This window comes from Pengzhenrongella sp. (genome assembly GCF_036565025.1).
GTDB lineage: Bacteria > Actinomycetota > Actinomycetes > Actinomycetales > Cellulomonadaceae > Pengzhenrongella.
Genome location: NZ_DATCNW010000191.1, coordinates 1 through 24806 on the forward strand (window position 1 = coordinate 1; position 24806 = coordinate 24806).

Consider the following 24806-nt stretch of genomic DNA (forward strand, 5'->3'; position numbering starts at 1 on the left):
GCCGTCGGCGGCCGCCGCGGCATGCAGGCCCAGGTCCAGGACGTCGTCGGCGCCGTCCAGGACGTCGCGCAGGCAGTGGGCCAGCAACCACCCCTGGTCCCGGCCGAGCATCCGGCACAGGGCGGGGTTGACCTCCAGGAACCGGCGATCCAGGTCGAGCACAGCCATGCCCCCCGGGGCGGACTCCATGGCCAGGCGGAAACGCTGCTCGCTGCGGGTCAACCGGTCGCGCGCGTCGTGCTCGGCCTGGATGTCGCGGGCCGCGGCGACCCGGCCCACGGGTCGGCCGGTGTGGTCGGTGAAGGGGCGGGCCTCGACCGCCACCCAGAGGTAGCCGCCGGCCGTCGTCAGCATGCGGGCCTCGAAGGAGGCGGCCTCGCCGGTGCTGCTGGCCGCCCGGATCCGCTCTCGGTCCTCCGGGTGCAGGAAGTCCCCGACCCGGTGCCCGACCATGTCCGCGGCGACCCAGCCCAGTGACGTCGTGACCGAGGCCGAGACCCACGACAGGACGCCGGTCAGGTCGCCGCGGAACACCAGGTCCGACACGTTCTCGGCCAGCACGCGGTATCGATCTTCGCTCTCCGCGAGAGCCTGGCGGGTCTCGACCTGGCTCTCGCAGTCCAGCGCGCTGCCGACCCGGCCAAGCACGGTACCGGACTCGTCGGTGACCGTGCGGAGCGTGCTGTCCAGCCACCGCCAGCCGCCCGCGGCGGTGGCGAACCTGGTTCGACCGGTCTGCCGACCGACCCGCGTCGGGTCGTCCTGGCCGGGCCGGTCATCGGGGTGGGTGAGGTCTTTCGCGTCGCGCCCGACCAGGTCCCCGGGCGCCCAGCCCAGCAGGGCCGTGATCGACGGCGAGACCCACTTGATCAGGCCGTCGGCGCCGTTGAAGACCACGATGTCCGAGGCGTTTTCCGCCACTAGACGGAAATGCGCCTCGCTGTCGGCGAGCGCAAGCCGGGCCGTGGTCTCGGCCTGCACGTCACGCAGGCACAACACGTGGCACCGCGCGGTCCCGGGACGTGCCGGGACCGCTCGTGACGCCACCGACATCCACCGCGTCGAGCCGTCGGCCTGCCCGAACCGGGCCTCCCGCCAGTCCCCGGCGAGCCGCGGGTTCGGCCGGTCCGCGAGGACGGTAGCGATGTCGGCCGGATGGATCAGCACCGACAACGGCTGCCCGATCAGGTCCGGGGGCAGCCAGCCCAGCACCTCCCGGACCGACGGCGAGACCCACGCGCACCTGCCTTCGGCGACCTCGACCACGACGTCGGCGGCGAATTCCAGCAGCACCTGGCGGCGCTGCTCCCGGGTCGCGGCCCCGGCCGGGTCGTCCCGGTGATCGGTGGCCCCGCGCTGCGCGGGCAGCAGAAATCGAGCCTCGACGCCCGATCCTTGACCCGGCATGCTCCCCCCAGCGCGACCGCGTGCCTCCAAAGTAGCCCGGCCGGGCCGGGCACCGAGACCGATCAGCCTCTGTGCGACCCACCTCTCCGGCAGCCCGGTCCGGGCCAGTCCAGGCTGGGGCACGACACGGTGAATACGCCTCAGGCCGAGGACATCGACGAACTCAGCTCCGACCTGGTCTGCGGCTACGACCGGAGCGCCGAGCGGGACGGCGCCGTCCCGATGGCGTCGCGGGCCCGGATCGGGCCGCCGGAGCCGTATCTACCGCGGAAAAGTCACCGGCCGCCTCGATCTGGGCGAGGAGCGCGTCCGCGGCCTCCAACCGGGTCTGGTTGAAGATCGGAACACCGCTGCGGACCAGCAGTTCGGCTGCCAACCCGCGACCTGGCACGCTCCCGCCCGCAAACAGGCCGTCGTGGACGTAGGTGCTCCCGCAGGTCGCACTGCCGTCGACCAGGACAGCCACGGCGACGTCGGCCGCTTGTGGTGCCGTCGGTCGCGAGCGCCTCCTGAGCGTCCTCGGCGAACCACCGCCGCGCCGATCGCAGGTGCGGTCCGATCGCCCGCCGGTAGGCCGAGACCTCGTCGTCGCTCAGGGCCACTACCGTGGCGCGCCCGTCGGAGCCGTCGCCTGCGGAACGGAGGACCAGGCCGCGCTTCTCCAGGCGCCGCAGCTGGTGTGAGAGTCGGCTGGTGTCCGTCGCTCCACAGGTCGCGTCCCACTTCGCGGCGCAGGACCTCGATGACCACCTGGAGCCGCTCCCAGGCTTCCTGCTCCTGCGGCGACATCTTTGGTGACACGTCAGTGAAGGACTATCTGCCTGACGCGTCAGCAACTAGTGGTCGCGCCTCGATCCCTAACCGCGGCGAGCCTGCCGTCGTCCACCGGTCCAGCGGCTAGGGGTGTACCGGTCAGGGGTGTGCCTGGTGGGGGTGTGGACGAGGAGGCCCTGCGTCGTGCCGGGAAGTTGGCGGCGAACAACCCGGCGAGCAGGAGTGTGCAGCCGGTGATCGCCGTGGGGGTGAGGTGCTCCCCTAGGACGACGACGCCGAGGAGGGTGGCGGTGAGGGGTTCGGCCAGGCTCAAGGTGCCGGCTGTGGCGGCGGTGGTGGCCGTCAGGCCCCGCCCGAAAAACGTGTACGCCACGGCGGTGCCCACCACGCCCATCCAGACGATCAGCGCCACGGTACTGGGGAGAACCAGGTGGCCTGGCTGGCGGGCGAGGAAGGGGCTCAGGAGCAGCCCGCCGATCAGGAGGGTGGTGGCCATGGACGCCGTGGTGGGCGCGCCAGTATCCAGTAGGCGCTTGGCGGCCACGGTGTAGGCGCCGTAGCAGCATCCTGCGACTACGGCGAAGGTGAAGCCGAGCGGGTCGATGTGCACCGAGCCCGCCGGGAGGAGGATCAGCGCGCACCCGCCGACGGCGGCGGCGGTTCCCCCCAGCCACTGACGCCCCGGCCGCTGCCCGCCCCACCACCAGGAGAAGACGCCGGTGGCGAAGGGAGCGCACCCGAGGGCAACGGCGGTGCCCAGGGCCGCCCCGCTCAGCTTGACCCCGTACAGGAACGTCGCCTGATAGATGGCGGTGGACGCCGCCGCCGCCAGCACCCACTGCCAGGCCCCGGGTGCCGCCAGTGCTCGCCAAGGGAAGGACCTCAAGACCGGCAACGTGAGGACCGCCCCGCCGACGAGCAGTCGAGCAGCACCCAAAGCTGCCGGATCAGATGGAGAGCCAGCGAGAACCTGAGCCGGACCCACTGTCCCCCAGAGGATCGCAGCTCCCAGCACCGCCGCAGCACTGATCATTGAAGAATGTTTGAGCATGGCATGAAGGTAACTGGCGTTCGGCAAGCTCTCAAGCAACCCGGACGACGTACGGCACGGACCCGCAAAGAGGTAGAAAGATTCGCCGTATGCCGTCGATATAGTGTGTTCACCGCACGTTGTTCGAGGAGGAACTGACCATGCTCGACCCCATCGACCGCGCCATCGTCACGCTGCTGCAGGAGGACGGGCGAGCTACCAACCGGGAGATCGCCGCGGTGGCCGGGGTCGCTCCTTCGACCGCCATCGAACGCGTGCGGTCGCTGCATGCCCGCGGGATCATCACCGGCTACAGCGCAACGGTAGCTCTGGCCGCTGTTGGCCGTCCCGTCCAGGCTCTTATCGCCGTCACCATCAGGCCGCCGTCTCGGGTGAACATCGAGACCTTCCGGGACTGGGTTCCCCAGTTGCCCGAGACCGTGGGTGTCTTCGTCACCTCGGGCACTCAGGACTTCCTGCTCCACATCGCTGTTCCCGACACCGACAGCCTCTACGCCTTCGTGATCGACCGGCTGACCGAGCGGCCTGAAGTCGCCGACGTGAACACCAGCATCGTCTACGCCCATCTCCCCAGCGCCGCCGTCGACGCAGACTCCCCGCGACGCCCGCGCCCGTCCCGGCGCCCGTGAAACCTGATGAGGTGCCCGGCGCCCCGGAATTTGTCAAGGTGGATGAGGCCGGTCGGGTTTAACCGGCTAATTCGATCCCGGTGATGTCGGCTGGCTCGTTGATCCACGTGGTGGTCGGGATGGCGAGGATCTTGGGGTCCTCGTTCGTGGCGAACCGTTCGGGGTTTCGGCCTCGTGCAGCGGCCAGGACGACGGCCCCGTCTTAGTCGCTTGAGCACCGCGGGTTGGTCACCCGCGCGCCGTCCGTCGATGATGAGCGTGGAACCACAGTCACGATCACCGAGCAAGGCCGGGATACGCTCACGAACGTCTTCCCGGGCCACATCGCCGTGCTCGATGAGCTGTTGTTCGAGCCGTTGACGCGCGGCGATGTCGAGGCCCTCGCCGAGGTGTTGGGTCGTCTTCGCGACCACATGCGCTCGGCGCCCCCCCGTTCCGCGGCACGTCGGCGCAAGGCCAGCCGACCAACGGCACACTGTCTCTGACGGGAATCGACCTTTTGGTCGGCATTCAGCTTGCGACCGCCCCTTACGCATGCAGCCGGGCGGCTTTGGTGAGCCGGTCGACGCCGTTTCGCGGTCCGTGTAAGCCGACGCCGACGAGGTCAAGACCGAGCGAGTGAACAGCACGCACAGCAGCACGGTTCGCGGCGTCATGCCCGGTCGAGAACATCTCCCGCGTGTAGATCGCTAATCGCATCCCGCGCTCAACCGCTTTCAACCGGGCGGCAGCCAGGACATCGGGTTCTGCGGTGAAGATCATGACAGGCTGCCCGAGGAGGGGCAAGTAGCCGACCCCATCGGCGTCCAAGTAAGGCTCGCCAAGAAGTGCCGGGTCGGCGGACAGGCCACTGGAGAGAAACGCGGTGACGTTCAACTCTTGCCACGGGACCAGGTCACTTGACAGCATGACCGCGATTCGTGTGTCGAACAGCACCGGTGTCCCGTCACTCATCGAACGCCCCAAGAAGTCGCGACCGGCGAATGCGTCGGTCAGGGTCGCCCTCGTCCGCGATCAGCCGAGCTCGCTGCAGCACGTCGTCTCGCAGTGATGACGGCGCGGTTGCAGCGTGAAATGCGCGGGCCTCGGGAGAGTCGGGGTTGCGGACCAGCGCCCGGTTGGGGATGTCCCGTTCGCGGAGCGCGTAGATCACGCTGCGGCCCTGCTGTCCGGTTGCGCCGATGACGGCGATGGGGAGGGCCATTTCATTTCCATTTCAAGAGTTTCGATTCGCCTGCAAAAAGTGAACGGTAGGCGGTGAGATGTGATGCCAGGGGAACGCGGTCGCACTTGCTGCACGAGCGTGTTCCCTCTGTGTCTAGAGCGAGTTCAGTGCTCTGATGCGGTCCGCGAATGCACGTCTAGCGACGTCGGAGTTCGGGGCGATGGAGTCGAACTCGTGGGGACACCCGGGCGCAGGTGAAACTCCACCTGGACGCCGGCGCGTGTTGCTGCGGCCCGTCGGCGAGCCGAGCGCGGCGCTCAGGTGGTCAGCTGCTCGCGGTGCGCGGTGAGGAAGTCGGTCAGGCTCACCCGGTCGGGGTTGATGGTTCGGGCGATGTCCAGGTCGCGGCGTCCGTTGTAGGACTCGGGGAAGTCGGCGTAGTACTGGAACATGTTGCCCAGTTCGTCGGCCCCGGGGAACCCGAAGCCACGGAACTGCTCGGCGGTGAGCGGGCGGTAGGCCACCGGCTCACCGAGCACCGTGGTGAACGCCGCGGCCATCTGCTCACCGGTTAGGACGTCGCTGACCACCGGGATAGTCGCGTCGAGGGTCAGCGACGGCTGCTGGAACACCCGCAGTGCCGCCCTGCCGATGTCGTCGGAGGCGACGCCAGCGACGGGGGCGTCACCGACGGGCAGGTGCAGGGCGAGAGTCCCGTCGCCATCGCGCTGCGGCTTGAGGTCGCCAAGCAGCTGGTCCCAGTAAAAGGACATGAGCAGATACGTCGTGGGCAGGCCGGAGGCGGCGAACAGAGCGTCGGCGCCGCCACCCTTGACGTCAAAGTGCGGCACCCGGTAGCCGTCGCCGATGTAGGGCATGCGGTCGTCGCCGGCGGGGATGGTCTTCCGCGTGTCCTCCAACGTCGACCACACCACGTGCTGCAGTTGCGCCGCCTGGGCGGCGCCGATGAGGTTGCTCACCTCGATGAGCTCGCGGGCGGGCGAACGGTGCTCCCAGAAGGGAGTTACCAGGAACGCGCCGTGGGCTCCGTCGAAGGCCTTACGCAGGCTCTCCTGGTCCTCGAGGTTTGCCTCGACCACGTCGGCGCCGAGTTCGGCCAAGGTCTGGGCCTTCTCCGAGGTGGCGTTGCGGGTCACGGCCCGCACAGCAAAGGAGCCGTTGGACAGCAGGGCACGCGCCACTGCACCGCCCTGGGTGCCGGTCGCGCCGATCACTGTGATGAGTTGCTGTTCGGACATCGTTGATCTCCATCTACTGGCTCGTTCGTGGGGGTTTGCTGCGGTGCGGGGTGAGGATCAGATCTTTGGGCAGGACGATGAGCTCGCCGGGGAGTTCGCCAGTACCGGCCTGGGCGTTCTCCACGGTGAGCCTCGCTCGAGGTTGGAGGTGAATCAGGAAGCTTCACGTTCGAAGCACCCTTCATTGACATTTGCGGGTCGGTGCTCCCGCCGGCGGCGCAGATCTCGGCCAGGTGCCGGCTGCTGAGCGGCGTCCCCGTTCCGTGGTTGACGACGATCGTGCCCGGCCGGGCACCGGCCAGCAGACCTCTGCCGCCCTCGGGGAGCAGGCCGGGCAGGTCCTCGTCGGTGCTGACACAGACCGCGACGATGTCGCAGGCGGCGCCCAGTTCGGCCGGGGTGTCGTGGACGACCACCGGGGTGTTGCCCAGGCGCTCGAGCGATGCCGGGCGCCGAGCCCAGACGCAGGGTGAAGCCGGCCTCGGCGATCGCGACGGCCATCGGCAGCCCTTGGGCACCCAAACGATGAACCCGACGTGCCTGCGGCCCTTCCGGTCCGGGCGCACCCTGGTCGGCGGGCACCGGGACTGCTGCGGCTGTCATGAGTGCTCCTCTCGTGGATCGTGCTGGACGTTCCTTGCGTGTGTGCGTCGGTCGCTGGCGGTTCGTCTCCGGCGAGGCCTCGTGCGGCCTCGCACGGCCCACGGGTTCGTGCGGGTCTCATCCAGCCAGGACGATGACCTTGCCCGCGATGCGCCCGGCGACGGCTTCTGCGTGCAGTGCGGGAAGTTCGGCCAGCGGGATGCGGCGGGTGACTTCCACCTGCAAGGTCCCGCTGTCGACCAGGGATGCCAGCTCGGTGAGGCGGTCGCGGTTGGGCAGGACGAACACGGTGGCTGCGCGGACGCCGCGGGCCTCGTCGCCGGGGGTGGACATGAACGCGGTGGTGCTGACGACCGCGCCGCCGTCGCGGACCAGGGCCACGAGCGCGGTGAACTGTTCGGGGTCGATGGGTGCGAGGTTGAGCAGCACGTCCACCTGCTGATCGACGGCGCTGAGCAGGTCGGTGTCGGTGTGGTCGATGATCTGGTCCGCGCCGGCTGCACGGACGGCGTCGACGCTGCGCGGGCTGGCGGTCGCCACGACGTGCACACCGGCTCGCTTGGCCAGAGCGATGGCGTACTTGCCGACGACGCCTCCGGCCCCGACGATCAGCACGCGCTGGCCCGCGTGCAGGGCGCCGTCGTCAAACAGGGCCTGCCAGGCCGCCAATGCGACCGACGGCAAGGCCGCCGCGTCGGCCAGGGGGGTGCTCGTGGGTGCTGCGACCAGTGCCTCGGCCGGCGCGATCACGTACTGCGCCGCGCCGCCGTCGCGTTCCATCGGCAGGAACCCGATCACCGCGTCTCCGACCTCGAGGCTGTCCACGCCCTCGCCGAGCGCGTCGATCGTGCCGGAGATGTCATAGCCGGGCACGTGCGGCAGCACGACCGGAATCGGCAGGAACCCCGCACGCATGCCGTTGTCGGCCGCGTTGAAGGCCGAGGCCGCCACCTGCACCCGGACTTGCCCGGCCGCCGGGGTGGGCACGGCGACGTCTTCGTAGCGCAGGACTTCGGGTCCGCCGAACTCGTAAAAACGCACTGCCTTCATCGCTGAACCTGCTTCCGTGAGTGCCGTTGATGTGTATCGCGAACCCGAGGCGGTGCCTCGCGTTGCGAAGGCGCCCAGTCCCGTGTCACCAGGGCCGCCCGGAGGCAGCCGCGGCAACCGCGGATCTGGAGATGTCACTCAACCTCGCAGATTCCGGTTCGGTTAGCCTGGGCCGGATTGGCCCACCTTGATGACCGCCAGTCCGTCGGCTGCGCTGACTGACCCGTCAGCACGCCTTGGCACACCAGGCCGAAGAGCTGTCGACGACGTGGTGGGGGTTGCTGGACCACGGCAGGGTCCTCAGTCCTTCCCGGAGTCGTAGCGCACGGACGTGGCGTCAGGCGGGGGTCGACTCGACGGGCACCTCAGAAGACAGCGGCCGCATCTGGCGACTCCGTCGGCGCCCCACGTCATCGCGCGGGGGAGCACTCAAGACGAGCGATGTCGTCGGCGAGTCCTCACGCCTCGGACCCGGGCCCCTCATCAGCACATCACCGTCGGAGAGCCTGAGTACCTCTCGGCGGCCGCCGCACCAGCGATCGGCTTGCACGTGGCGGGTGAAGGCCGACGCCTCCTACCATTTGAGCGGGTGTCCAGGCACAATTGCGCCGTGGCAAGTCACGAGTTCGGCGCAGCAGTGCGTCAACTGCGAGAAGCTGCGGCCCCTGGGGCTGTCGGGCTACCGGTGGGCGGCCGACGCGTGCGCGGCTTGCGGCGGGAGGAGCTCAGCGAGCTCGCGGGAATGTCCGCGGACTACGTTCGCCGACTGGAACAGGGCCGCAGCCATCCATCGGCCGGCGTGGTGAACGCGATCGCCCGGGCGTTGCGGGTCGGGCGGGCGGACTACGAGCGGCTCTGTGCGCTGGCCGGATACGCCGCCGCGGAGGGGCAGGTACCGATCGACCTCGGGCCAGGTGCGACGCGACTACTGGAGCGGTTCTCGGACACTCCGATGGTCGTCTCCGACGCGGCGATGAACCTCGTCGCGGTCAACAGCGCGTTCATGGCTCTCGAGCACTGGAATCTCACCGGAGACCGCTGGGAGTGGAACCTCGCCTGGCGCACGTTCTGCGACCCGTTGGACGCCTTCAAGCAATCCGCGGCTGATGCGACCGAGCACGAGGCGATCCTCGTTGCCCGTCTGAAGAGCTCGCTGTTGCGCTACCCCGCCGATACTTCGCTCGCCGCTCTGGTGGACGACATACGGAGCCGAAGCCGGCTGTTCGACACCATCTGGCGTGCACCGCGACCGGTGGAGGCCTACGAGAGCAGCGCGACGATCACCCAATCGGACGGTGACTCCGTGACGCTCGTCGGGAACCTCATCGCCATCCCCGGTGACGACCTGGCAGCCGTCATGCTGACCGCGGCGCCGGGTTCGGACGATGCGGCCCGGCTGGCGGAGGTGGTCAGCGCAGCCGACGGACCGGCGGTCATCAAGGTGGGCCAACCCGGCCCAGGCTGACCGCGCCGGAACCTGCGACGTTTGACCGACGTCTCCAGATCCGCGGTGGCAGCGGCTGCCCCCTGGCGGCCCTGGTGACGCGCGGCCTGGAGGCTTCGCAGCGCCGAGCTGTGTCACAGGGGGACCACCTGTGGCACCCCCTCGGGTTCGCGATGCACATCGACAGCACTCACGGAAGCGGGTTCAGCGATGAAGGCAATGCGTTATCACGAGTTCGGTGGACCCGAAGTCCTGCGCTACGAGGATGTCGAGCGGCCCATTCCCGGCGCAGGCCAGGTGCGGATCCGCGTCGCCGCCACATCGTTCAACGGTATCGACGCCACCATCCGGTCGGGCTCCATGCAGGGCCCGATCTCGGTTGGGCTACCGCACATCCCCGGCATCGACGTCGCGGGCACGGTCGACGCGCTCGGGGAGGACGTGGACGCCATTGCGGTCGGAGACCAAGTCGTCGGCCTCCTGCCGATGACTGCGGCCGGGGCGGCTGCGGAGTACGTGATTGCGCCGGCGGAGGCCTTGACCGGAGCACCAAGGAACAGACACCTAACCGACGCGGCGGCGTTGCCACTGGTAGGCCTGACCGCGTGGCAGTCGCTGTTCGACCACGGCAACCTGACCGCCGGGCAGCGGGTCCTGATCAACGGCGCTGGCGGAGCAGTCGGTGGTTACGCCGTGCAGTTGGCCAAAGAGGCCCGTGCTCAGGTAATCGCCACGGCCAGCCCGCGCAGCGCGGTGCGAGTCAAAGCCGCAGGCGCCGACGAGTTGATCGACCACACCATCACCGATGTGACAGCGGCGGTGACCGAGCCGGTCGACCTCGTCCTCAACCTCGCGCCGGTCGCCCCCCAACAGTTGGCAGCGCTGCTCACGCTGATCCGCAACGGAGGCAATCTCGTCAACACCACCGTCTGGATGCCCGCTCCCTCCGACGAGGCACGCGGTGTGCGTGGCATCGACCTGTTCGTCCGCAGCGACGCCGACCAGCTTGCCGACTTGGTCGCTCGCGTGAGTACCGGTGAGTTGCTCCTGGACGTCGCGCAGCGGATAGCGCTGGCCGATCTGCCCGCACTCCACGCTCAGGCTGGCGCCGGGGAGTTGCCGGGCAAGTTCGTCATCCTGGCGCCCTCGGCCTGACACGCTCCAAGGCGAAGCGGCCATGGCCCTATTTCTGAATCCGGAGATCGCCAAAGCACTGGCCCCGATGGCCGGGACGATGGCGCGGCCACACATCCGACCGTGGGCGGCATGGCGGGGCGTCCTGTTCGGTGAGAAGGGATCAGCGGCACCGCGAGCAACGCCCAGCCCCTTCCTGCCGATCCCACGCACAGCGCCACCTATGTGGCGCAGAGGCCCACGACTCTGCTGGCCCCGCCGGTTCGGGTGCCATACCTGAGCGCGCTCGCGGTCCATTCGCGCTGCGGTTGCCTGTCGGTGTGAGTAGCCGCGCCACACGCCTCAATCGCCTGCGGCTGATCGCGGTCGATGTCATGCACATCTAAACTCGGGCATGCATACCCGTGAATGTGGGCATTCAGCCTGAGGTCGAAAATGCCTGATCCTCTAGCGCGTTGAGACCGGCTGCATTCTCGCAGGTCAGCGGGAGTAAGCGCCGCGAATAAAGGATGGTCGGTGCGTGCGCGACGCGCCACGTGCCCGGCTCGTGATCTGGCGGGGCTCCAACTTGGCGATCGCGGGCCATTACGGAATGGCCAGTAGTGGCCCGAACTGTCATCTGCCAAGCTGTCGGCGGCCGTCGCGAGCCCGTGACCTGCACAAACACAGAGCGGGTGACGGGAATCGAACCCGCGCTATCAGCTTGGGAAGCTGAAGTTCTACCACTGAACTACACCCGCATCGCGCCCCGTCGTGCAAGCGCGGCCCCGAGCATACCGAACCTCGCCCGGGGTCCGGGCCAACTCGCCGTCGGGCAGGGGGAGCCGTACCGGGCGCTACCGTTACCGGGTGCTGCTCTCCGACCGTGATATTCGCGCCGAGCTCGACTCCGGCCGCGTCGTGCTGGACCCCTACGAACCGGACATGATCCAGCCGTCGAGCATCGACGTCCGGCTGGACAAGTACGTGCGGTTGTTCGACAACCACAAGTACGCCGTCATCGACCCCTCCCTCGACCAGCCCGACCTCACGCGCCTGGTCGAGATCGAGCGCGACGAGCCGCTGATCCTGCACCCGGGTGAGTTCATCCTCGGGTCGACCTATGAGTGCGTCACGCTGCCCGACGACGTCGCGGCGCGCCTCGAGGGGAAGTCCTCGCTCGGGCGCCTCGGGCTGCTCACGCACTCCACCGCGGGGTTCATCGACCCGGGTTTCAACGGGCACGTCACCCTCGAGCTGTCCAACGTGGCGACGCTGCCGATCGTGCTGTGGCCGGGGATGAAGATCGGCCAGCTCTGCTTCTTCAAGCTCTCCTCCGCGGCCGAGTTCCCCTACGGTTCGGAGAAATCCGGCTCGCGATACCAAGGTCAGCGCGGCCCGACGGCGTCGCGCTCGTGGCAGAACTTCCACCGGACGGATGTGTAGTCGAGATGGACCTGTCCGACCCCCCGATGTTTCCTTCGAACGACGCGAACCTGCTCAAGGACCACCTGCTGGTGCTGACGAACGCCATCGTCGCGACCGAGATCGAGACGCTGGCGATCAGCCGCTTCCCCGCCGCTGGTTGGGACCAGGCGGCCGCCGTCGAGCGCGCCGCCGCCGGGCTCAAGCTGCCGCGCGGCGTCGATGCGCCCATGGTGCTGCGCCTCACCCGGCACGCTCGGCTGATCGGGCCGTACGCCCTGGGGCCGCGCGACGCCGCGCTGCTGGGCGTGCCGAAGTTCTCCGCCTCGGTGTTCATCGTGGAGGCGCTCGAGGAACGCGGTGACCCGCCCTACCCGGGCGGCGACCGGTACGGGTTCAACCGTGCGTTCCCCGAGGGCACGCCCGTGCGCGACGAGGAGCGGGTCATGCACTGGCTCGTCGCGGCGGCACGCCGGCTCGGCGGATCGATCCGCGTCGGCGGCAGCGGCATTGTGCTCACCCCGGACGTCCAGGCGGGGATCGACCTCACGGTGTTCACCGACGTCTGGCTCGAGCCGGAGACCGCGCTGAGCGTCATGCAGCGGGTCGCCCCCGACGCCCACCTCGCGATGGATCCCACGGAGTGGGCCGGACCCCCTCGCGGCATCGGCGAGCCTGACGCTCCGGGCACGACGGGGCTCTCCGAGGCGGCCCGCCAGACCCTGCACGCGGAGGCCGACGCATTCGACATGGCGGCGCTCTCGGCGCCGCCCGAGCTCAACGGCTACGGGATCCAGGCCGACCTGGAGGCCGGCGGGATCCTCATTCTCGAGGTTGCGGGGGAGGAGGTGCTCCCCGTGGTGCTCGCGTCCCTGCCGTGGGCCGTCAACGGCGCGATCGCCTACCGGATTCGATGGGAGGCGCCGGACTTCCTCGAGCTCGAGCTGGAGCACGCCCCGCCCGAGCACAAGGCCGCCCGGGCTCGCGCGCGCGGGTTCGTCAACGCCCTGACCCGCGAGGTCCACCGCGCCGTCGGCGGCGAGGTCACCGACGACGGCGAGTTCCTGGTCAACCCCGCGGACCTCTGAGAGCGCACCGCCTCCCGAGTTGTCAGCGGGTAGCGCGGGCTGTGGTGCGCGCTGCGGCTGACAACTCGGTCCAGCGAGTCGCGGGGTGTAGTGCGCGCTGCGGCTGACACGTCGGTCCAGTGCGCTCGGGGGGTGAGCCGGGTGCGTATCAGAACCCGCTGAGGGCTGCACCCGGGGGCTGCACCGACGGATGCGTTGAAGAAGCGAGTCCTCGTTGATGAGGCGGGACCGTGACGTGGGTCGTGGCCGACGGGGCGCCGGATTCGCGCCGGAACCTGCTCAGTGCAGCCCTCAGTGCAGCCAATCTGCGCCAGGGGTGCACGTTCGATGCACTGAGGGATGCACTGACGCGGCCGAGCTCAGTTCGTGGCCCACGCGCGCGGCACCGGCCTCGGCCAGCCGTCGAGTTCGTCGTTTCCCGCTGAGTTCGTCGTTTCCACTCGAGTTCGTCGATCGAAAACGACAAACTCGCGTACGAACCGGCGAACTCGAGGCCCGCGGGGTCTGGTGACGCCCGCCGTCGGCCGCGCTGCGTCTTACACGTCGTGTGTCCGGACCTGTCAGGCCTGCGCCCGGACCGTGAGTCCTGCGCCCGAACCCGTCAGGCCCGCGAATCCCCGACCCGTCAGGCTTGCGGGCGGATGCGTTCCAGCAGGAGCTGGGCGACGTCGACCACGCGCGGCGCGGGGGCGTCCCCGGCGGGCTGGGCCGCGACGCCGTCGCCGAGCATGACGGTGCAGAACGGGCACGCGGTGGCGATCGTGCCGGCGCCCGTCTCGACCGCCTCGGCGGCGCGGGCGGAGTTGATCCGGGTGCCGGTCTTCTCCTCCATCCACATCCGCGCGCCGCCGGCGCCGCAGCAGAACGAGCGCTCGGAGTTGCGCGGCATCTCGGCGAGCTCCACGCCGGGCAGTGCACCGAGCAGCTCGCGCGGCGGTGCGTAGATCTTGTTGTGCCGCCCGAGATAGCACGGGTCGTGATACGTCACCCGCTCCACGGCGGACGTGTCAGACCCAACGCGGTCCCCGGACCGCGCAGCGTCTGACATGTCGGCAGGCGCGGGGGTGAGGCGGCCCTCGGCGACCAGCCGGTTGAGCAGCTCGGTGTGGTGCACGACGTCGTACTTGCCGCCCAGCTGCGGGTACTCGCGCGAGATCGTGTTGAAGCAGTGCGCGCAGGTCACCACGATCGACTGCGCGCCGACCTCGTCGAGGGTCTCGACGTTCCCCTGCGCGAGCATCTGGAACAGCAGCTCGTTGCCCGCGCGCCGGGCCGGGTCGCCCGTGCACGACTCGCCGTCGCCGAGCACCGCGAACTTGACCCCCGCGGCGTCCAGCAGCTCGGCCACCGCGCGCGTCGTCTTCTTGGCCCGGTCCTCGTACGCGCCCGCGCAGCCGACCCAGAACAGGTAGTCCAGCCCGCGCGCGTCCTCGACGTCCTTGCCGATCACCGGCACGTCGAACGCCAGCCCCTTGGCCCAGTCGAGCCGGGCGCGCTGGGCCATGCCCCACGGGTTCCCCTTGCGCTCGAGCTTGGTGAACATCCCGCCCAACTCGGTCGGGAACGCCGACTCCATCAGCACCTCGTAGCGCCGGATGTCCACGATCGCGTCGACGTGCTCGATGTCGACCGGGCACTGCTCGACGCACGCCCCGCAGGTCGTGCACGCCCACAGCACCTCGGGGTCGATCACGTTGTCGATCAGGCGCATCGCGTGCGGATCGAGCGCGGGGCCCGACGCCGCGTCGCCGTCGGCCTTGGAGGCCGGGTCGCCGGCCGCGGCGAGCAGGTACGGCGCCGTCTTGTACGCGTGGTCGCGCAGCGCGAGGGTGAGCAGCTTCGGGGAGAGCGGCTTCTCGGTGTTCCAGGCCGGGCACTGGTCCTGGCAGCGACCGCACTCGGTGCAGGTGGAGAAGTCGAGCAGTCCCTTCCAGGTGAAGTCCTCGATCGCGCCGACGCCGAGCCGGACGTCGTCGGGCAGGTCCTCGAGCTTGGTGAGGTCGAGCGGCGCGCCGTCGGCCCCGCGCATCGGCTGCAGCGGCCCGAGGGCCGGGCTGCCGTCGGTCTCGCGGCGCGCGTACAGGTTCACCACGGCGAGGAACCGGTGCCAGGCGACGCCCATCGCGGGCTGCAGCCCGATCACGACGAACCAGGCCATCGAGACCAGGATCTTGATCGCGGACACCACGATGACGGTGGCCTCGAGCGTGCTGCGGGCCACCGGGACCCACGAGGCGCCGAACCATGCCGTCAGTGGGAAGTGCCACAAAGTGGCGAGGTGGGCGGTCGCCGGGACCTGCGCGGCGAGCGCGTACTCGAGCCCGCGCAGCGAGATCGCGCACAGCACGACGACGAGGATCGTCAGCTCGACGAAGACCGCCTGGCCCTGGTTCGACCCGAAGAAGCGCGACTCGCGGCCGCTGCGCCGCGGGTGCGAGCGCTGCCGGATCACCATCAGGGCGAGGATGCCGAGCAGCGACGCCCAGGCGATCGACTCGATGAGCCACTCGAGCGGCGGCAGGTGGCCGATCAGCGGGAGCGCGTAGGTCGGCCTGGAGACCTGCCCGTACCCGGTGACCAGGGTGAGGAACAGGACCGGGAACGAGACCATCACGACCCAGTGCGCGACCTTGACCACGGGCTTGTGCTGGAACCGGCCGTGGCCGACCATCTCGCGCACCACGAGCCAGGTGCGCGCCGCGACCGGCCGGGCGCGGCCGGGGGCCGGTCCGCCGATCCGGACCGTCTGCACGATCCGCAGCACGCCGCGCGCGAAGAACCCGACACCGACCACAGTGCCGACGACGACCGACCAGACCGCGACCGCGCGCAGGATATCCACCGGGCCACGCTAGCCCGCCGTCGCCGGGCCGACGACGACGGTCCACGCAGCTCGCCGCGAGGGATCGGCCGAGCCCGACGGCGAGGCGGCGCTGAGCCATTCGATTTTCATCCATCGCCCGTGCCCGTGCCCGGTGAAATGCACCCTAAGGTTCAGGCGTCAGGCGAGCACGCCTGATCGGAGATCGCCCGGTTCCCGGGGGAGCACAACGTGAGGCTGCGTCATTCGCGGCATCGCGACGGACCTCTTGTCTCCATTGCTGAGGTCCGACGCTCAACGAGGTCACCGTGCGTTCTCAACCCCTTCGACTCGCTCTGGCGACCGCACTCACGGTGATCGTGGCGTGCGTCGGGCTGCTCACCCCGGCCGCGGCGGTGGCGACCGTGGAACCGTCCGCCCTGACGGCCGGGCAGGTGCTCGGCTCCGAGCAGCGGATCGTCTCGCCGGACGGCAGCTACCGCTTCGTCATGCAGTCCGACGGCAACGCGGTGCTCTACGGCCCGACGAAGGCCATCTGGTCCACCCGCACGTTCGGGTCCGGCTACCACCTCACCATGGGGGCCGACGGCGTCCTGGTCGTCGCCACGCCGGCCGATGCCCCGGTGTGGAGCTCCGGGACGTCCGGGGCGACCGGTGCGCGGCTCGCCATTCAGGACGACGGCAACCTGGTCATCTACTCGACGGCCGAGAAGGCACTCTGGGCGGTTTCGCGGCTGCTCGCACCGGTGGCCCCGGCACCGGCGACGAAGTCGACGCTCAAGATGGGCGAACAGCTGCTCAGCGGCCAGCTGCTCCAGACGCCCGACCTCGCCCGGCGATTCCTGATGCAGAGCGACGGCAACGCCGTGGTCTATGGGCCGAGTGTGCGGTGGGCGACCCGCACCTCGGGCGCGGGCAACCGCCTCACCTTGCAGAGCGACGGCAACCTCGTCCTCTACACGAAGGCCGGCAGGGTGCTGTGGAACGCCAAGACGGGTGGCCGCCAGGGCACCCGCCTGACGATCGAGAAGGACGCGAACCTGGTGATCTATCGCGCGGACAACAAGGCGGTCTGGTCCTGGATGACCGGTCTGCTGGTGACGTCCGCCGCAGCGCCCACCCCGACGCCCACCCCGACGCCGTCGCTCTTCGCGTACGGACACAGCTACGTCGAAGGGGCCGGTGCGAGCGATTCGGCGCACAACTTCGTCGCCCTGCTGGGTGCGCGCCGCGGCGCGCTCACCGACAACAACGGCAAGTCCGGTGCGGTGATGGGCCAGGTCGTGGCGATCGCGAGCAACACGGCTGAGAAGACCTGGACCCCCGGCAGCCACGGCCTGGTCGTCCTGGACGCCGTGCTCAACTCGGTCATCAACGTCCCGTCCTCGGCCGACGCCACCGAGAAGGTCGACTTCCCGAACTCGCTGCGCACCCTGCTGCGACTCTTCCGGTCGCACCGGTGGGCGCCGGAGACGGATGCCTCCGCGGTCAAGACCAGCAAGTGGACGACGGTGCCGGTCCCCATCGCCGGGAACGGGTCCGCGATCAAGACCATCGTGCCCGGAGAGAAGGTGACGATCACGACCTCGGCAAGCGAGATCTCGCTGATGCTCATCGGCTTCAAGCCGTCGCTAGGTGCGGGCTCCCCGTTCTCCGTGACGGTCAACGGCGTCCCGCGCGGATCTGGGACGACCGTGGGCCAGACCACCGACGAGACCCCGTTCCATGACGTCTCCTACCGGGTCGGCGGCCTCACCGGCACCTCCACGATCGTCCTCACCAAGGGCGCGGGCGCGGGGGAGCTCTACTTCGACGGATACCTCGACAGGAGCGCGACCCCGCCCGCCGTCGTCGTGGTCAAGGACCCCACTCCGACTCCCGCGGGTCTGGCGATCAACGGGCTCGACGTCAACCGAACCGCGGGGAATCTCGCCATCTTCAACGGCATGGTCGATTCCGTCGTCGCCGAGCCGGAGTTTGCAGGCGCTGTCAAGGTCGCCAATCCCGGCGCGATCTGGAACACCGCGACGATGTACGCGTCCGACCACGTCCACCCGAACGACCTCGGTCACTCCGTCATCGCCGACACGATCCAAGGTGTTGCGGGCTAGTTGATCACGTCGTGACGTCAGACAAATTTGTCTACATCGGTACCCTGTTGGCAATCTTTGTCACCAACGGGTGGCGGGACAGGCGCATCACCATGGACAACGTGTTGATGGTCAGTTCCATGGGTGGCCTGTACTCATAGATTAGATAGACACCGCTGCGCTGACGGCCCCGTTCGACGCCGACCAGTTCCGCTCAACACGCACCCTTCGGCTCGACCCCGTGTGGAATCGGTCACGCGACCCCTCTCACCTGGTCAACGCTTGATATCCTCGGCACCACATCCCCGCCAGACCCACCACCCGCCCACCACAGGACGGAGCGGATGTGTTGACGCTGCTCGCCGCCCACCTCGTGATGGCGCTTGCTGCCCCGTTGCTCGTGGCCTGGCTCGGGCGTCGCGCGTTCGGCGTGCTGGCCCTCGCGCCGGCGTCGGCGGCGGCGTGGGCGCTCGCGCACACCGGTGCGGTGATGCGCGGCGAGGGGCCGGTCGAGTTCGTCCGCTGGGTTCCCGGTCTCAAGCTCGAACTCGCGTTCCGGCTCGACACGCTGGCCTGGCTGATGGTCCTGCTGGTCGGCGGCGTCGGCGCCCTGGTGCTGGTGTACTGCGCGGCGTACTTCTCGGCGAAGGCCGCCGGGCTCGGCCGGTTCGGGGGAGTCCTCGTCGCCTTCGCGGGCGTGATGCTCGGCCTCGTCGTGGCCGACGACCTGCTGCTGCTCTTCGTGTTCTGGGAGCTGACCACGGTCTTCTCCTACCTGCTCATCGGGCACTACGCCGACCGCAAGGCGAGCCGCCGCGCGGCCATGCAGGCGATGATCATCACGACCGCCGGCGGGCTCGCGATGCTCGTCGGGCTGATCCTGCTCGGCGAGGCGGCCGGCACCTACCGGCTGTCCGAGGTCGTCGCCAACCCCCCGCACGGCGCCGTCGTGCCGGTCGCCGTCGTGCTGGTGCTGCTCGGTGCGGCGAGCAAGTCCGCGCTCATCCCGCTGCACTTCTGGCTGCCGGCCGCGATGGCCGCGCCCACCCCGGTGAGCGCGTACCTGCACGCCGCGGCGATGGTGAAGGCTGGCATCTACCTCGTCGCGCGGTTCGCGCCCGGGTACTCGCAGGTCACCGCCTGGCAGGTCATGGTGATCACCCTCGGCTGCGGGACGCTGCTGCTCGGCGGCTACCGCGCCCTGCGCCAGCACGACCTCAAGCTCATCCTCGCCTTCGGCACCGTCAGCCAGCTCGGCCTGATGGTGCTTCTGGTCGGGCTCGGCTCGCGGGCCGCGGCGCTCGCCGGCCTGGCGATGATCGGCGCGCACGCGATGTTCAAGGCGGCCCTGTTCCTCGTCGTCGGCGTGGTCGACGCCGCGACCGGGACCCGGGATCTGCGCCGGCTCTCCGGGGTCGGCCGCGCCCTGCCGGTGACCGCGCTCACCGCCGCGCTGGCGACCGCGTCGATGATCGGCCTGCCGCCGTTCGCCGGGTACGTCGCCAAGGAGACCGGCCTCGAGGCGATCGCGCACGACGGCGGCAGCGGCTGGGTCCAGGCCGTCGTGCTCGCCTCGGTCGTGGTCGGCTCCGCGCTCACGGTCGCCTACGGGCTGCGCCTGTTCTGGGGGGCGTTCGCGACCAAGGCGTCCGTGACCCACCCGCCGACGCCCGACGGCGAGCCCGCCCCCGCCGGGCCCGCCGAGCCCCCGGCGATCACCCGGCCCCCGCGCCTGCTGGTGGCGCCCGCGCTGGTGCTCGCCGTGCTCGGGCTCGCGGCCGCGCTGCTGCCCGGCCTGGGCGAGGACCTGCTCTCGCCGTACGCGGACACCTACCCGCGCGGCGAACCCGGGCACCTGATCCACTGGGCCGGGTTCACCCCGACGTTCGCCCTGACCGTGCTGATCCTCGGCGCGGGCGCGGCCTTGTTCGTCGCGCGCCGCCCGGTCGAGCGCTTCCAGGCAGCGATGCCGACCGGCACCGAGGCGGACCGGGTCTACCGCCGCGCGATGCGCCGGCTCGACGACATCTCGGCCGACGTCACCGCGCTCACCCAGCGCGGCTCGCTGCCGTTCTACCTCGGCGGCATCCTCGTGGTGTTCGTCGCGCTCGCGGGCACCGCGCTGGTCACCGGGACGTCCTTGCCGGACAAGGTCCGCCTGTGGGACTCCGCGGGCCAGCTGATCGCCGGCGGCGTCATCGTGGTCGCGGCGATCCTCGCGGTCCGGGCCCGACGCCGGCTCAAGGCCGTCGTGCTGCTGGGCATCTCCGGGTACGGCGTCGCGATGCTCTACCTGCTGCACGGCGCACCGGACCTCGCGCTCACCCAGGTGCTCGTCGAGACGATCACGGTGGTCGTGTTCGTGCTGGTGCTGCGACGGCTGCCCCCGTACTTCTCGGACCGGCCGCTCGCGGCGAGCCGCTGGGTGCGGTTGGTGATCGGGCTCGCCGTCGGGGTCACGGTGGCCGGTCTGACGCTCGTGGCGCCGGACGCCCGGATCCACATCCCGCAGTCGGTGCAGTTCCCTAAGGAGGCGTACGCGTTCGGTGGTGGGAAGAACATCGTCAACGTGGTCCTGGTCGACATCCGGGCCTGGGACACGATGGGCGAGATCTCGGTGCTGCTGGTGGCCGCGACGGGCGTCGCGTCCCTGATCTTCCTGCAGCGCCGCAGCGGCGAGCTGCACCGGGTGAGCGAGGCCGACGCGCACGGCGCCGACGAGGTCGACGTGTGGGGCGGCGGCGGCGAGGACCGGATGGCGGCGCTGCGCCGCCGCGGTGTGAGCGGTGGCTCGCGCGCCTGGCTGCGCGCCGAGCGAACCCTCGCCCCGCAGCGCCGCTCGGTGATCTTCGAGGTGGTCACCCGGCTGCTCTTCCACACCATGATCGTGTTCGCGGTGTACCTGCTGTTCGCGGGCCACAACGGGCCCGGCGGCGGCTTCGCGGCCGGACTCGTCGTCGGCATCGCGCTGATCGTGCGGTACCTCGCGGGCGGGCGTTACGAGCTGGGCGAGGCGGCGCCGGTGCACCCCGGCCTGCTGCTCGGCTCGGGACTGTTCCTCTCCGCCGGCGTCGGGCTGATTGCCCTGATCGCCGGCGGCGAGGTGCTGCAGAGCGTGATCCTCGACCTGCACGTGCCCGTGATCGGCACGATCCACCTCGTCACGTCCCTGTTCTTCGATCTTGGCGTGTTCCTGGTGGTCCTCGGTCTGGTGCTCGACGTCCTGCGCAGCCTCGGCGCCGAGGTCGACCGGCAGGGCGAAGCCACCGGCGCGGACAACCCGCCCGCCGTGCACCCGCCGTCGGGCGACGCCCGCGCCACGGGGGTGGCGGCCCGATGAGCCACGACATGAGCCCGAACCTCGTCCTGGTCGTGGTGATCGGCATCCTGGTCGCCGCGGGCGTCTACCTGCTGCTCGAGCGCAGCCTGAGCCGGGTGCTGATCGGGATCGTGCTGATCGGCAACGGCGTGAACCTCACCTTCCTGGTTGCCGGCGGCGCTGCGGGCGGCGCGCCCATCGTGGGCTCGACGCCGACGCGGGACATGAGCGACCCGCTGCCCCAGGCGATGGTGCTCACCGCGATCGTGATCACCCTCGGCATGACGGCGTTCGGAATGGCGCTCGCGTACCGGTCCTGGCAGCTGCACCACCACGACGAGGTGCAGGACGACGTCGAGGACCGCCGCATCGCCCGGCTCGCGGCGTTCGACGAGCCGATCTTCGCCGACCTCGACACCGACGACACCCCGAGCGACCTGGACCGGGACGCCGCCGAGGCCCGCGACGAGACCCCGGCCGTCGCGCAGGAGGACGCCCGATGAGCGACCTCACCTGGCTGGTCCCGCTGCCGGTCGTGCTGCCGCTGACCGGCGCCGGCCTCGCGCTCGCGCTGTGGCGCCATGCGCGCGCACAGCGCGTGATCAGCCTCGTCGCGCTCTCGCTCACCCTGGTCGCGTCGTTCGGGCTGCTCGTGCAGTCCGACTCGGCGCCGCTCATCGTCGACGTCGGCGGCTGGTCGGCGCCGGTCGGCATCGACCTCGTCGCGGACCGGCTGAGCTCGCTGATGCTCGCGATCTCCTCCGTGGTGACCCTGGTGGTGCTCATCTACTCCCTCGCGCAGGGCGTGGCCGACGGCGACGAGGAGACGCCCGTCGCGATCTACCACCCGTCCTACCTGGTGCTCTGTGCCGGGATCGCGATCGCGTTCCTGTCCGGCGACCTGTTCAACCTGTACGTCGGGTTCGAGGTGCTGCTCGCGGCGAGCTACGTGCTCATCACGCTCACGGGCACCGCCGAGCGGATCCGGTCGGGCACGATCTACATCGTCGTCGCGCTGCTCTCCTCGGTGATCTTCCTGCTCGCGATCGGCCTCACCTACGCCGCGACGGGCACGGTCAACATGGCCCAGCTCGCGCTGCGGCTGCCCGAGATCGACCCCGGGGTCTCGTTCGCGCTCCAGCTCCTGCTGCTCCTCGCGTTCGGGATCAAGGCGGCGATCTTCCCGCTGTCGGCGTGGCTCCCGGACTCCTACCCGACGGCGCCCGCACCGGTCACCGCGGTGTTCGCCGGCCTGCTCACCAAGGTCGGCGTCTACGCGATCATCCGGGTCCAGACGCTGATGTTCCCGGGGGGCCGCGCGGACGACCTGCTGATGTGGGCGGCGCTCGCGACGATGCTCGTCGGCATCCTCGGTGCGGTCGCGCAGAACGACATCAAGCGGCTGCTGTCGTTCACCCTGGTGAGCCACATCGGCTTCATGATCTTCGGCATCTCGCTGTCCAGCGAGGCCGGCATGGCGGCGGCGATCTTCTACGTCGTGCACCACATCACCGTGCAGACCACGCTGTTCCTGGTCGCGGGGCTCATCGAGCGACGTGGCGGCTCGACGTCGCTGGACCAGCTCGGCGGGCTCGCGAAGATCGCGCCGCTGCTCGCGGTGCTGTTCTTCGTGCCCGCGATGTCGTTGGCCGGGGTGCCGCCGTTCTCCGGGTTCCTCGGCAAGATCGGGCTGCTCCAGGCGGGGGTCGCGGCCGGCACCCCGATGACGTACGTGCTGGTGGGCGGCGGCGTCGTGACGTCGTTGCTCACGATGTACGCGCTGATCAAAGCGTGGAACAAGGCGTTCTGGCAGACGGCCCCCGCGAACGTGCCCGACCGCCACCTGCCGCGCGGGATGGTCGGCTCCGCCGCCGCGCTGGCCCTGGTCGGCGTCGGGCTCACGGTCGTGGCCGGGCCGCTGTACGCCTACACCGAGCGCGCCGCGCATGACCTGCGGGACCGGACCGGTTACATCGAGGCCGTGCTGCCCGCCGGTGGCCGCGGGTCGGGCGTCTCGCAGAACGTCCAGCGCGCCGCGCCCGCGCCCGCCGCGCCCGCGCCGGCCGGATCTGCGCCCGCCGGATCCGCTGACCGCGCCGCGGCCATCCCGGCGGGGGAGGCGACGCCATGAGCCTGCACCCGCGCCGCCGTGCCGCGGCGATCCAGTGGCCGACGGCGCTCTGGCTCACCGTCGTGTGGGTCCTGCTCTGGGGGGACCTGAGCGTCGCGAACGTGCTCGCCGGGCTGGTGATCGCGGTCGCGGTGACGGTCCTGCTGCCGCTGCCCCCGATCGCGTCCGGCGGCCGGTTGCGCCCGCTCGGGCTGGTCCGGCTGATCGCGTACTTCGCGCGCGACCTCGTCGTGGCGAGCGTGCAGGTCGGCGCGGCGGCGTTCCGCCGGCGCGCGCCGGTGAGCGCCGTGATCGGGGTCCGGCTGCGCAGCTCGTCGGACCTGTACCTGACTCTGACCGCCGAGCTGTGCTCGCTCGTGCCCGGCTCGATCGTCGTCGAGGCGCACAGGCTCACCAGCACGCTCTACCTGCACGTGCTCGACGTCGACACCGCGGGCGGGGTCGAGGCCGCTCGGACGTCCGTACTGGACCAGGAGGAACGGGTGCTGCGCGCGATCGCCTCGAACGCCCAGCTCGAGGCCGCCGGGCTCGGGCCTGGACGTGGATTCGGTGCGGGGGGTGCCGACCCAGGTGCTGACCCAGGTGCCGACCGACCGAAAGGGGTGACCGGATGACCGCCGTCGTGATCGTGTGCTCGGTGCTGCTGACCGCGGCCGCCGTGATGGCCCTGATCCGGGCCGAGCGCGGGCCGAGCATGCTCGACCGGACCGTCGCGCTCGACGTCTTCACCACGACGCTGGTGGCGTTCGTCGCGCTCGAGGCGGCCTACGTGCAACGCATCGACACGATCCCGGTGCTCGTCGTGCTCTCGCTCGTGGGGTTCGTCGGGTCGGTGACCATCGCCCGGTTCGCCGCCCGTGAGCCCGAGGGCGAGGGCAAGGTCCGCACGCGCGAGGAGATCGCCCTCGAGGAGGCCGCGCGGATCGACTCCGAACAGGTTGCCGCGGCAGGCGACAACGACCCGGACCAGCACGGTTCCGCCGCCCCCGGGGAGGTGCGCTGATGACCTGGAACAACCTGGCCGACGTCGCGTCGGCGATCTGCCTGCTCGGCGGCGCCCTGCTCGCCTTCGCCGCCGGCGTCGGGCTGGTGCGGTTCCCGGACCTGCTGGCCCGGATGCACTCCGCGACGAAGCCGCAGGTGCTGGGCCTGATCCTGATGTTGATCGGACTCGCGCTGCGGCTGCGCAGCGGACCGGCGCTGTGGATGCTCGCGCTCGTCGGGATCTTCCAGCTGCTCACGTCCCCGGTCGCCTCGCACATGGTCGGCCGGGCGGGATACCGGACCGGCAAGGTCCGCAGCAGCGAGCTCCTGGTCGACGAACTCACCGCCGACCGCGACGCAGCCGAGCGCGAAGCGGCCGCGGAAGCCCCCAAGCACGACCCCACCCCCCACCCCTAACGTCCGAGCGTTGACGTCCTATAGGACGTCAACGCT

21 protein-coding genes and 1 tRNA gene are annotated in these 24806 nt (G+C 70.3%); 13 read left to right on the forward strand and 9 right to left on the reverse strand.

Translation table 11 applies throughout. The features are described 5' to 3' along the window. Window positions 1-1407, reverse strand: a 1407-nt coding sequence (locus VIM26_RS11080; RefSeq protein WP_331951102.1) for a PAS domain S-box protein, incomplete at its 3' end; no start/stop codon positions are given. A gap of 829 nt (window positions 1408-2236) precedes the next feature. Continuing rightward, window positions 2237-3232 (reverse strand): DMT family transporter, encoded by a 996-nt coding sequence (locus VIM26_RS11085; protein ID WP_331951104.1) that lies wholly within the window; start codon window positions 3230-3232, stop codon window positions 2237-2239. Window positions 3233-3372: 140 nt separating this feature from the next. On the opposite strand from VIM26_RS11085, the gene VIM26_RS11090 reads away from it, so the two are divergent. Both VIM26_RS11090 and VIM26_RS11095 read left to right on the forward strand, forming a co-directional pair. Further along, the gene (locus tag VIM26_RS11090; RefSeq protein WP_331951106.1) at window positions 3373-3861 is read left to right on the forward strand and encodes an Lrp/AsnC family transcriptional regulator; all 489 of its coding nucleotides are present in this window, start codon (window positions 3373-3375) and stop codon (window positions 3859-3861) included. A 224-nt stretch (window positions 3862-4085) separates the two neighbouring features. Then, window positions 4086-4346, forward strand: a complete 261-nt coding sequence (locus VIM26_RS11095; RefSeq protein ID WP_331951107.1) for a hypothetical protein — start codon at window positions 4086-4088, stop codon at window positions 4344-4346. 43 nt (window positions 4347-4389) lie between these two features. On the opposite strand, the gene VIM26_RS11100 is transcribed toward VIM26_RS11095, so the two are convergent. The 5 genes from VIM26_RS11100 to VIM26_RS11115 all read right to left on the reverse strand — a co-directional run bounded on the left by VIM26_RS11100 (window position 4390) and on the right by VIM26_RS11115 (window position 7938). Continuing rightward, a complete protein-coding gene (locus tag VIM26_RS11100; protein ID WP_331951109.1) occupies window positions 4390-4815 on the reverse strand; it encodes a DUF2000 domain-containing protein in 426 nt (141 codons plus the stop codon). Further along, window positions 4808-5065 carry an NmrA family NAD(P)-binding protein gene (locus tag VIM26_RS11105; RefSeq protein WP_331951111.1) on the reverse strand — a complete coding sequence of 86 codons (258 nt, stop codon included), beginning with the start codon at window positions 5063-5065 and terminating at the stop codon, window positions 4808-4810. The genes VIM26_RS11100 and VIM26_RS11105 overlap by 8 nt, the downstream gene beginning before the upstream one ends. Window positions 5066-5343: 278 nt before the next feature. Continuing rightward, window positions 5344-6285 carry an NmrA/HSCARG family protein gene (locus VIM26_RS11110; RefSeq protein WP_331951113.1) on the reverse strand — a complete coding sequence of 314 codons (942 nt, stop codon included), beginning with the start codon at window positions 6283-6285 and terminating at the stop codon, window positions 5344-5346. Then, window positions 6258-6851 (reverse strand): NAD(P)-binding domain-containing protein, encoded by a 594-nt coding sequence (locus VIM26_RS27040; RefSeq protein WP_414696475.1) that lies wholly within the window; start codon window positions 6849-6851, stop codon window positions 6258-6260. Before VIM26_RS27040 ends, VIM26_RS11110 begins: the two co-directional genes overlap by 28 nt. A 154-nt stretch (window positions 6852-7005) precedes the next feature. Further along, complete coding sequence (locus tag VIM26_RS11115) at window positions 7006-7938, reverse strand: NADP-dependent oxidoreductase (protein WP_331951115.1); 933 nt, start codon at window positions 7936-7938, stop codon at window positions 7006-7008. 610 nt (window positions 7939-8548) lie between these two features. On the opposite strand from VIM26_RS11115, the gene VIM26_RS11120 reads away from it, so the two are divergent. Both VIM26_RS11120 and VIM26_RS11125 read left to right on the forward strand, forming a co-directional pair. After that, window positions 8549-9403 carry a helix-turn-helix transcriptional regulator gene (locus VIM26_RS11120; RefSeq protein ID WP_331951117.1) on the forward strand — a complete coding sequence of 285 codons (855 nt, stop codon included), beginning with the start codon at window positions 8549-8551 and terminating at the stop codon, window positions 9401-9403. Window positions 9404-9592: 189 nt separating this feature from the next. Beyond that, complete coding sequence (locus VIM26_RS11125; RefSeq protein ID WP_331951119.1) at window positions 9593-10537, forward strand: NADP-dependent oxidoreductase; 945 nt, start codon at window positions 9593-9595, stop codon at window positions 10535-10537. Window positions 10538-11185: 648 nt separating this feature from the next. Here the strand turns inward: VIM26_RS11125 and VIM26_RS11130 are convergent. Further along, a tRNA-Gly gene (locus VIM26_RS11130) sits at window positions 11186-11256 on the reverse strand. A gap of 109 nt (window positions 11257-11365) precedes the next feature. Here VIM26_RS11130 and dcd point away from each other — a divergent pair. Next, a complete protein-coding gene (dcd, locus tag VIM26_RS11135; RefSeq protein WP_331951121.1) occupies window positions 11366-11941 on the forward strand; it encodes a dCTP deaminase in 576 nt (191 codons plus the stop codon). A gap of 5 nt (window positions 11942-11946) precedes the next feature. Further along, window positions 11947-13008 carry a hypothetical protein gene (locus VIM26_RS11140; RefSeq protein ID WP_331951123.1) on the forward strand — a complete coding sequence of 354 codons (1062 nt, stop codon included), beginning with the start codon at window positions 11947-11949 and terminating at the stop codon, window positions 13006-13008. A gap of 625 nt (window positions 13009-13633) precedes the next feature. On the opposite strand, the gene VIM26_RS11145 is transcribed toward VIM26_RS11140, so the two are convergent. Beyond that, window positions 13634-15850, reverse strand: coding sequence for a (Fe-S)-binding protein (locus VIM26_RS11145; RefSeq protein ID WP_331951125.1), 2217 nt, complete (start codon window positions 15848-15850; stop codon window positions 13634-13636). Between the two features lie 287 nt (window positions 15851-16137). On the opposite strand from VIM26_RS11145, the gene VIM26_RS11150 reads away from it, so the two are divergent. The 7 genes from VIM26_RS11150 (at window position 16138) to mnhG (ending at window position 24770) form a co-directional block, all read left to right on the forward strand. After that, a complete protein-coding gene (locus tag VIM26_RS11150) occupies window positions 16138-17940 on the forward strand; it encodes a hypothetical protein (RefSeq protein WP_331951127.1) in 1803 nt (600 codons plus the stop codon). 325 nt (window positions 17941-18265) lie between these two features. After that, window positions 18266-21259 (forward strand): Na+/H+ antiporter subunit A, encoded by a 2994-nt coding sequence (locus VIM26_RS11155; RefSeq protein WP_331951129.1) that lies wholly within the window; start codon window positions 18266-18268, stop codon window positions 21257-21259. An 8-nt stretch (window positions 21260-21267) separates the two neighbouring features. Beyond that, window positions 21268-21741, forward strand: a complete 474-nt coding sequence (locus VIM26_RS11160; RefSeq protein WP_331951131.1) for a Na(+)/H(+) antiporter subunit C — start codon at window positions 21268-21270, stop codon at window positions 21739-21741. Then, window positions 21738-23369, forward strand: a complete 1632-nt coding sequence (locus VIM26_RS11165) for a Na+/H+ antiporter subunit D (protein WP_331951132.1) — start codon at window positions 21738-21740, stop codon at window positions 23367-23369. Before VIM26_RS11160 ends, VIM26_RS11165 begins: the two co-directional genes overlap by 4 nt. Then, window positions 23366-23983, forward strand: coding sequence for a Na+/H+ antiporter subunit E (locus VIM26_RS11170; protein ID WP_331951134.1), 618 nt, complete (start codon window positions 23366-23368; stop codon window positions 23981-23983). The genes VIM26_RS11165 and VIM26_RS11170 overlap by 4 nt, the downstream gene beginning before the upstream one ends. Further along, window positions 23980-24372 (forward strand): monovalent cation/H+ antiporter complex subunit F, encoded by a 393-nt coding sequence (locus tag VIM26_RS11175; protein ID WP_331951136.1) that lies wholly within the window; start codon window positions 23980-23982, stop codon window positions 24370-24372. Before VIM26_RS11170 ends, VIM26_RS11175 begins: the two co-directional genes overlap by 4 nt. Then, entirely contained in the window at window positions 24372-24770 is a 399-nt protein-coding gene (gene mnhG, locus VIM26_RS11180; protein WP_331951138.1) for a monovalent cation/H(+) antiporter subunit G, read from the forward strand. The genes VIM26_RS11175 and mnhG overlap by 1 nt, the downstream gene beginning before the upstream one ends. Window positions 24771-24806: the final 36 nt, after the last annotated feature.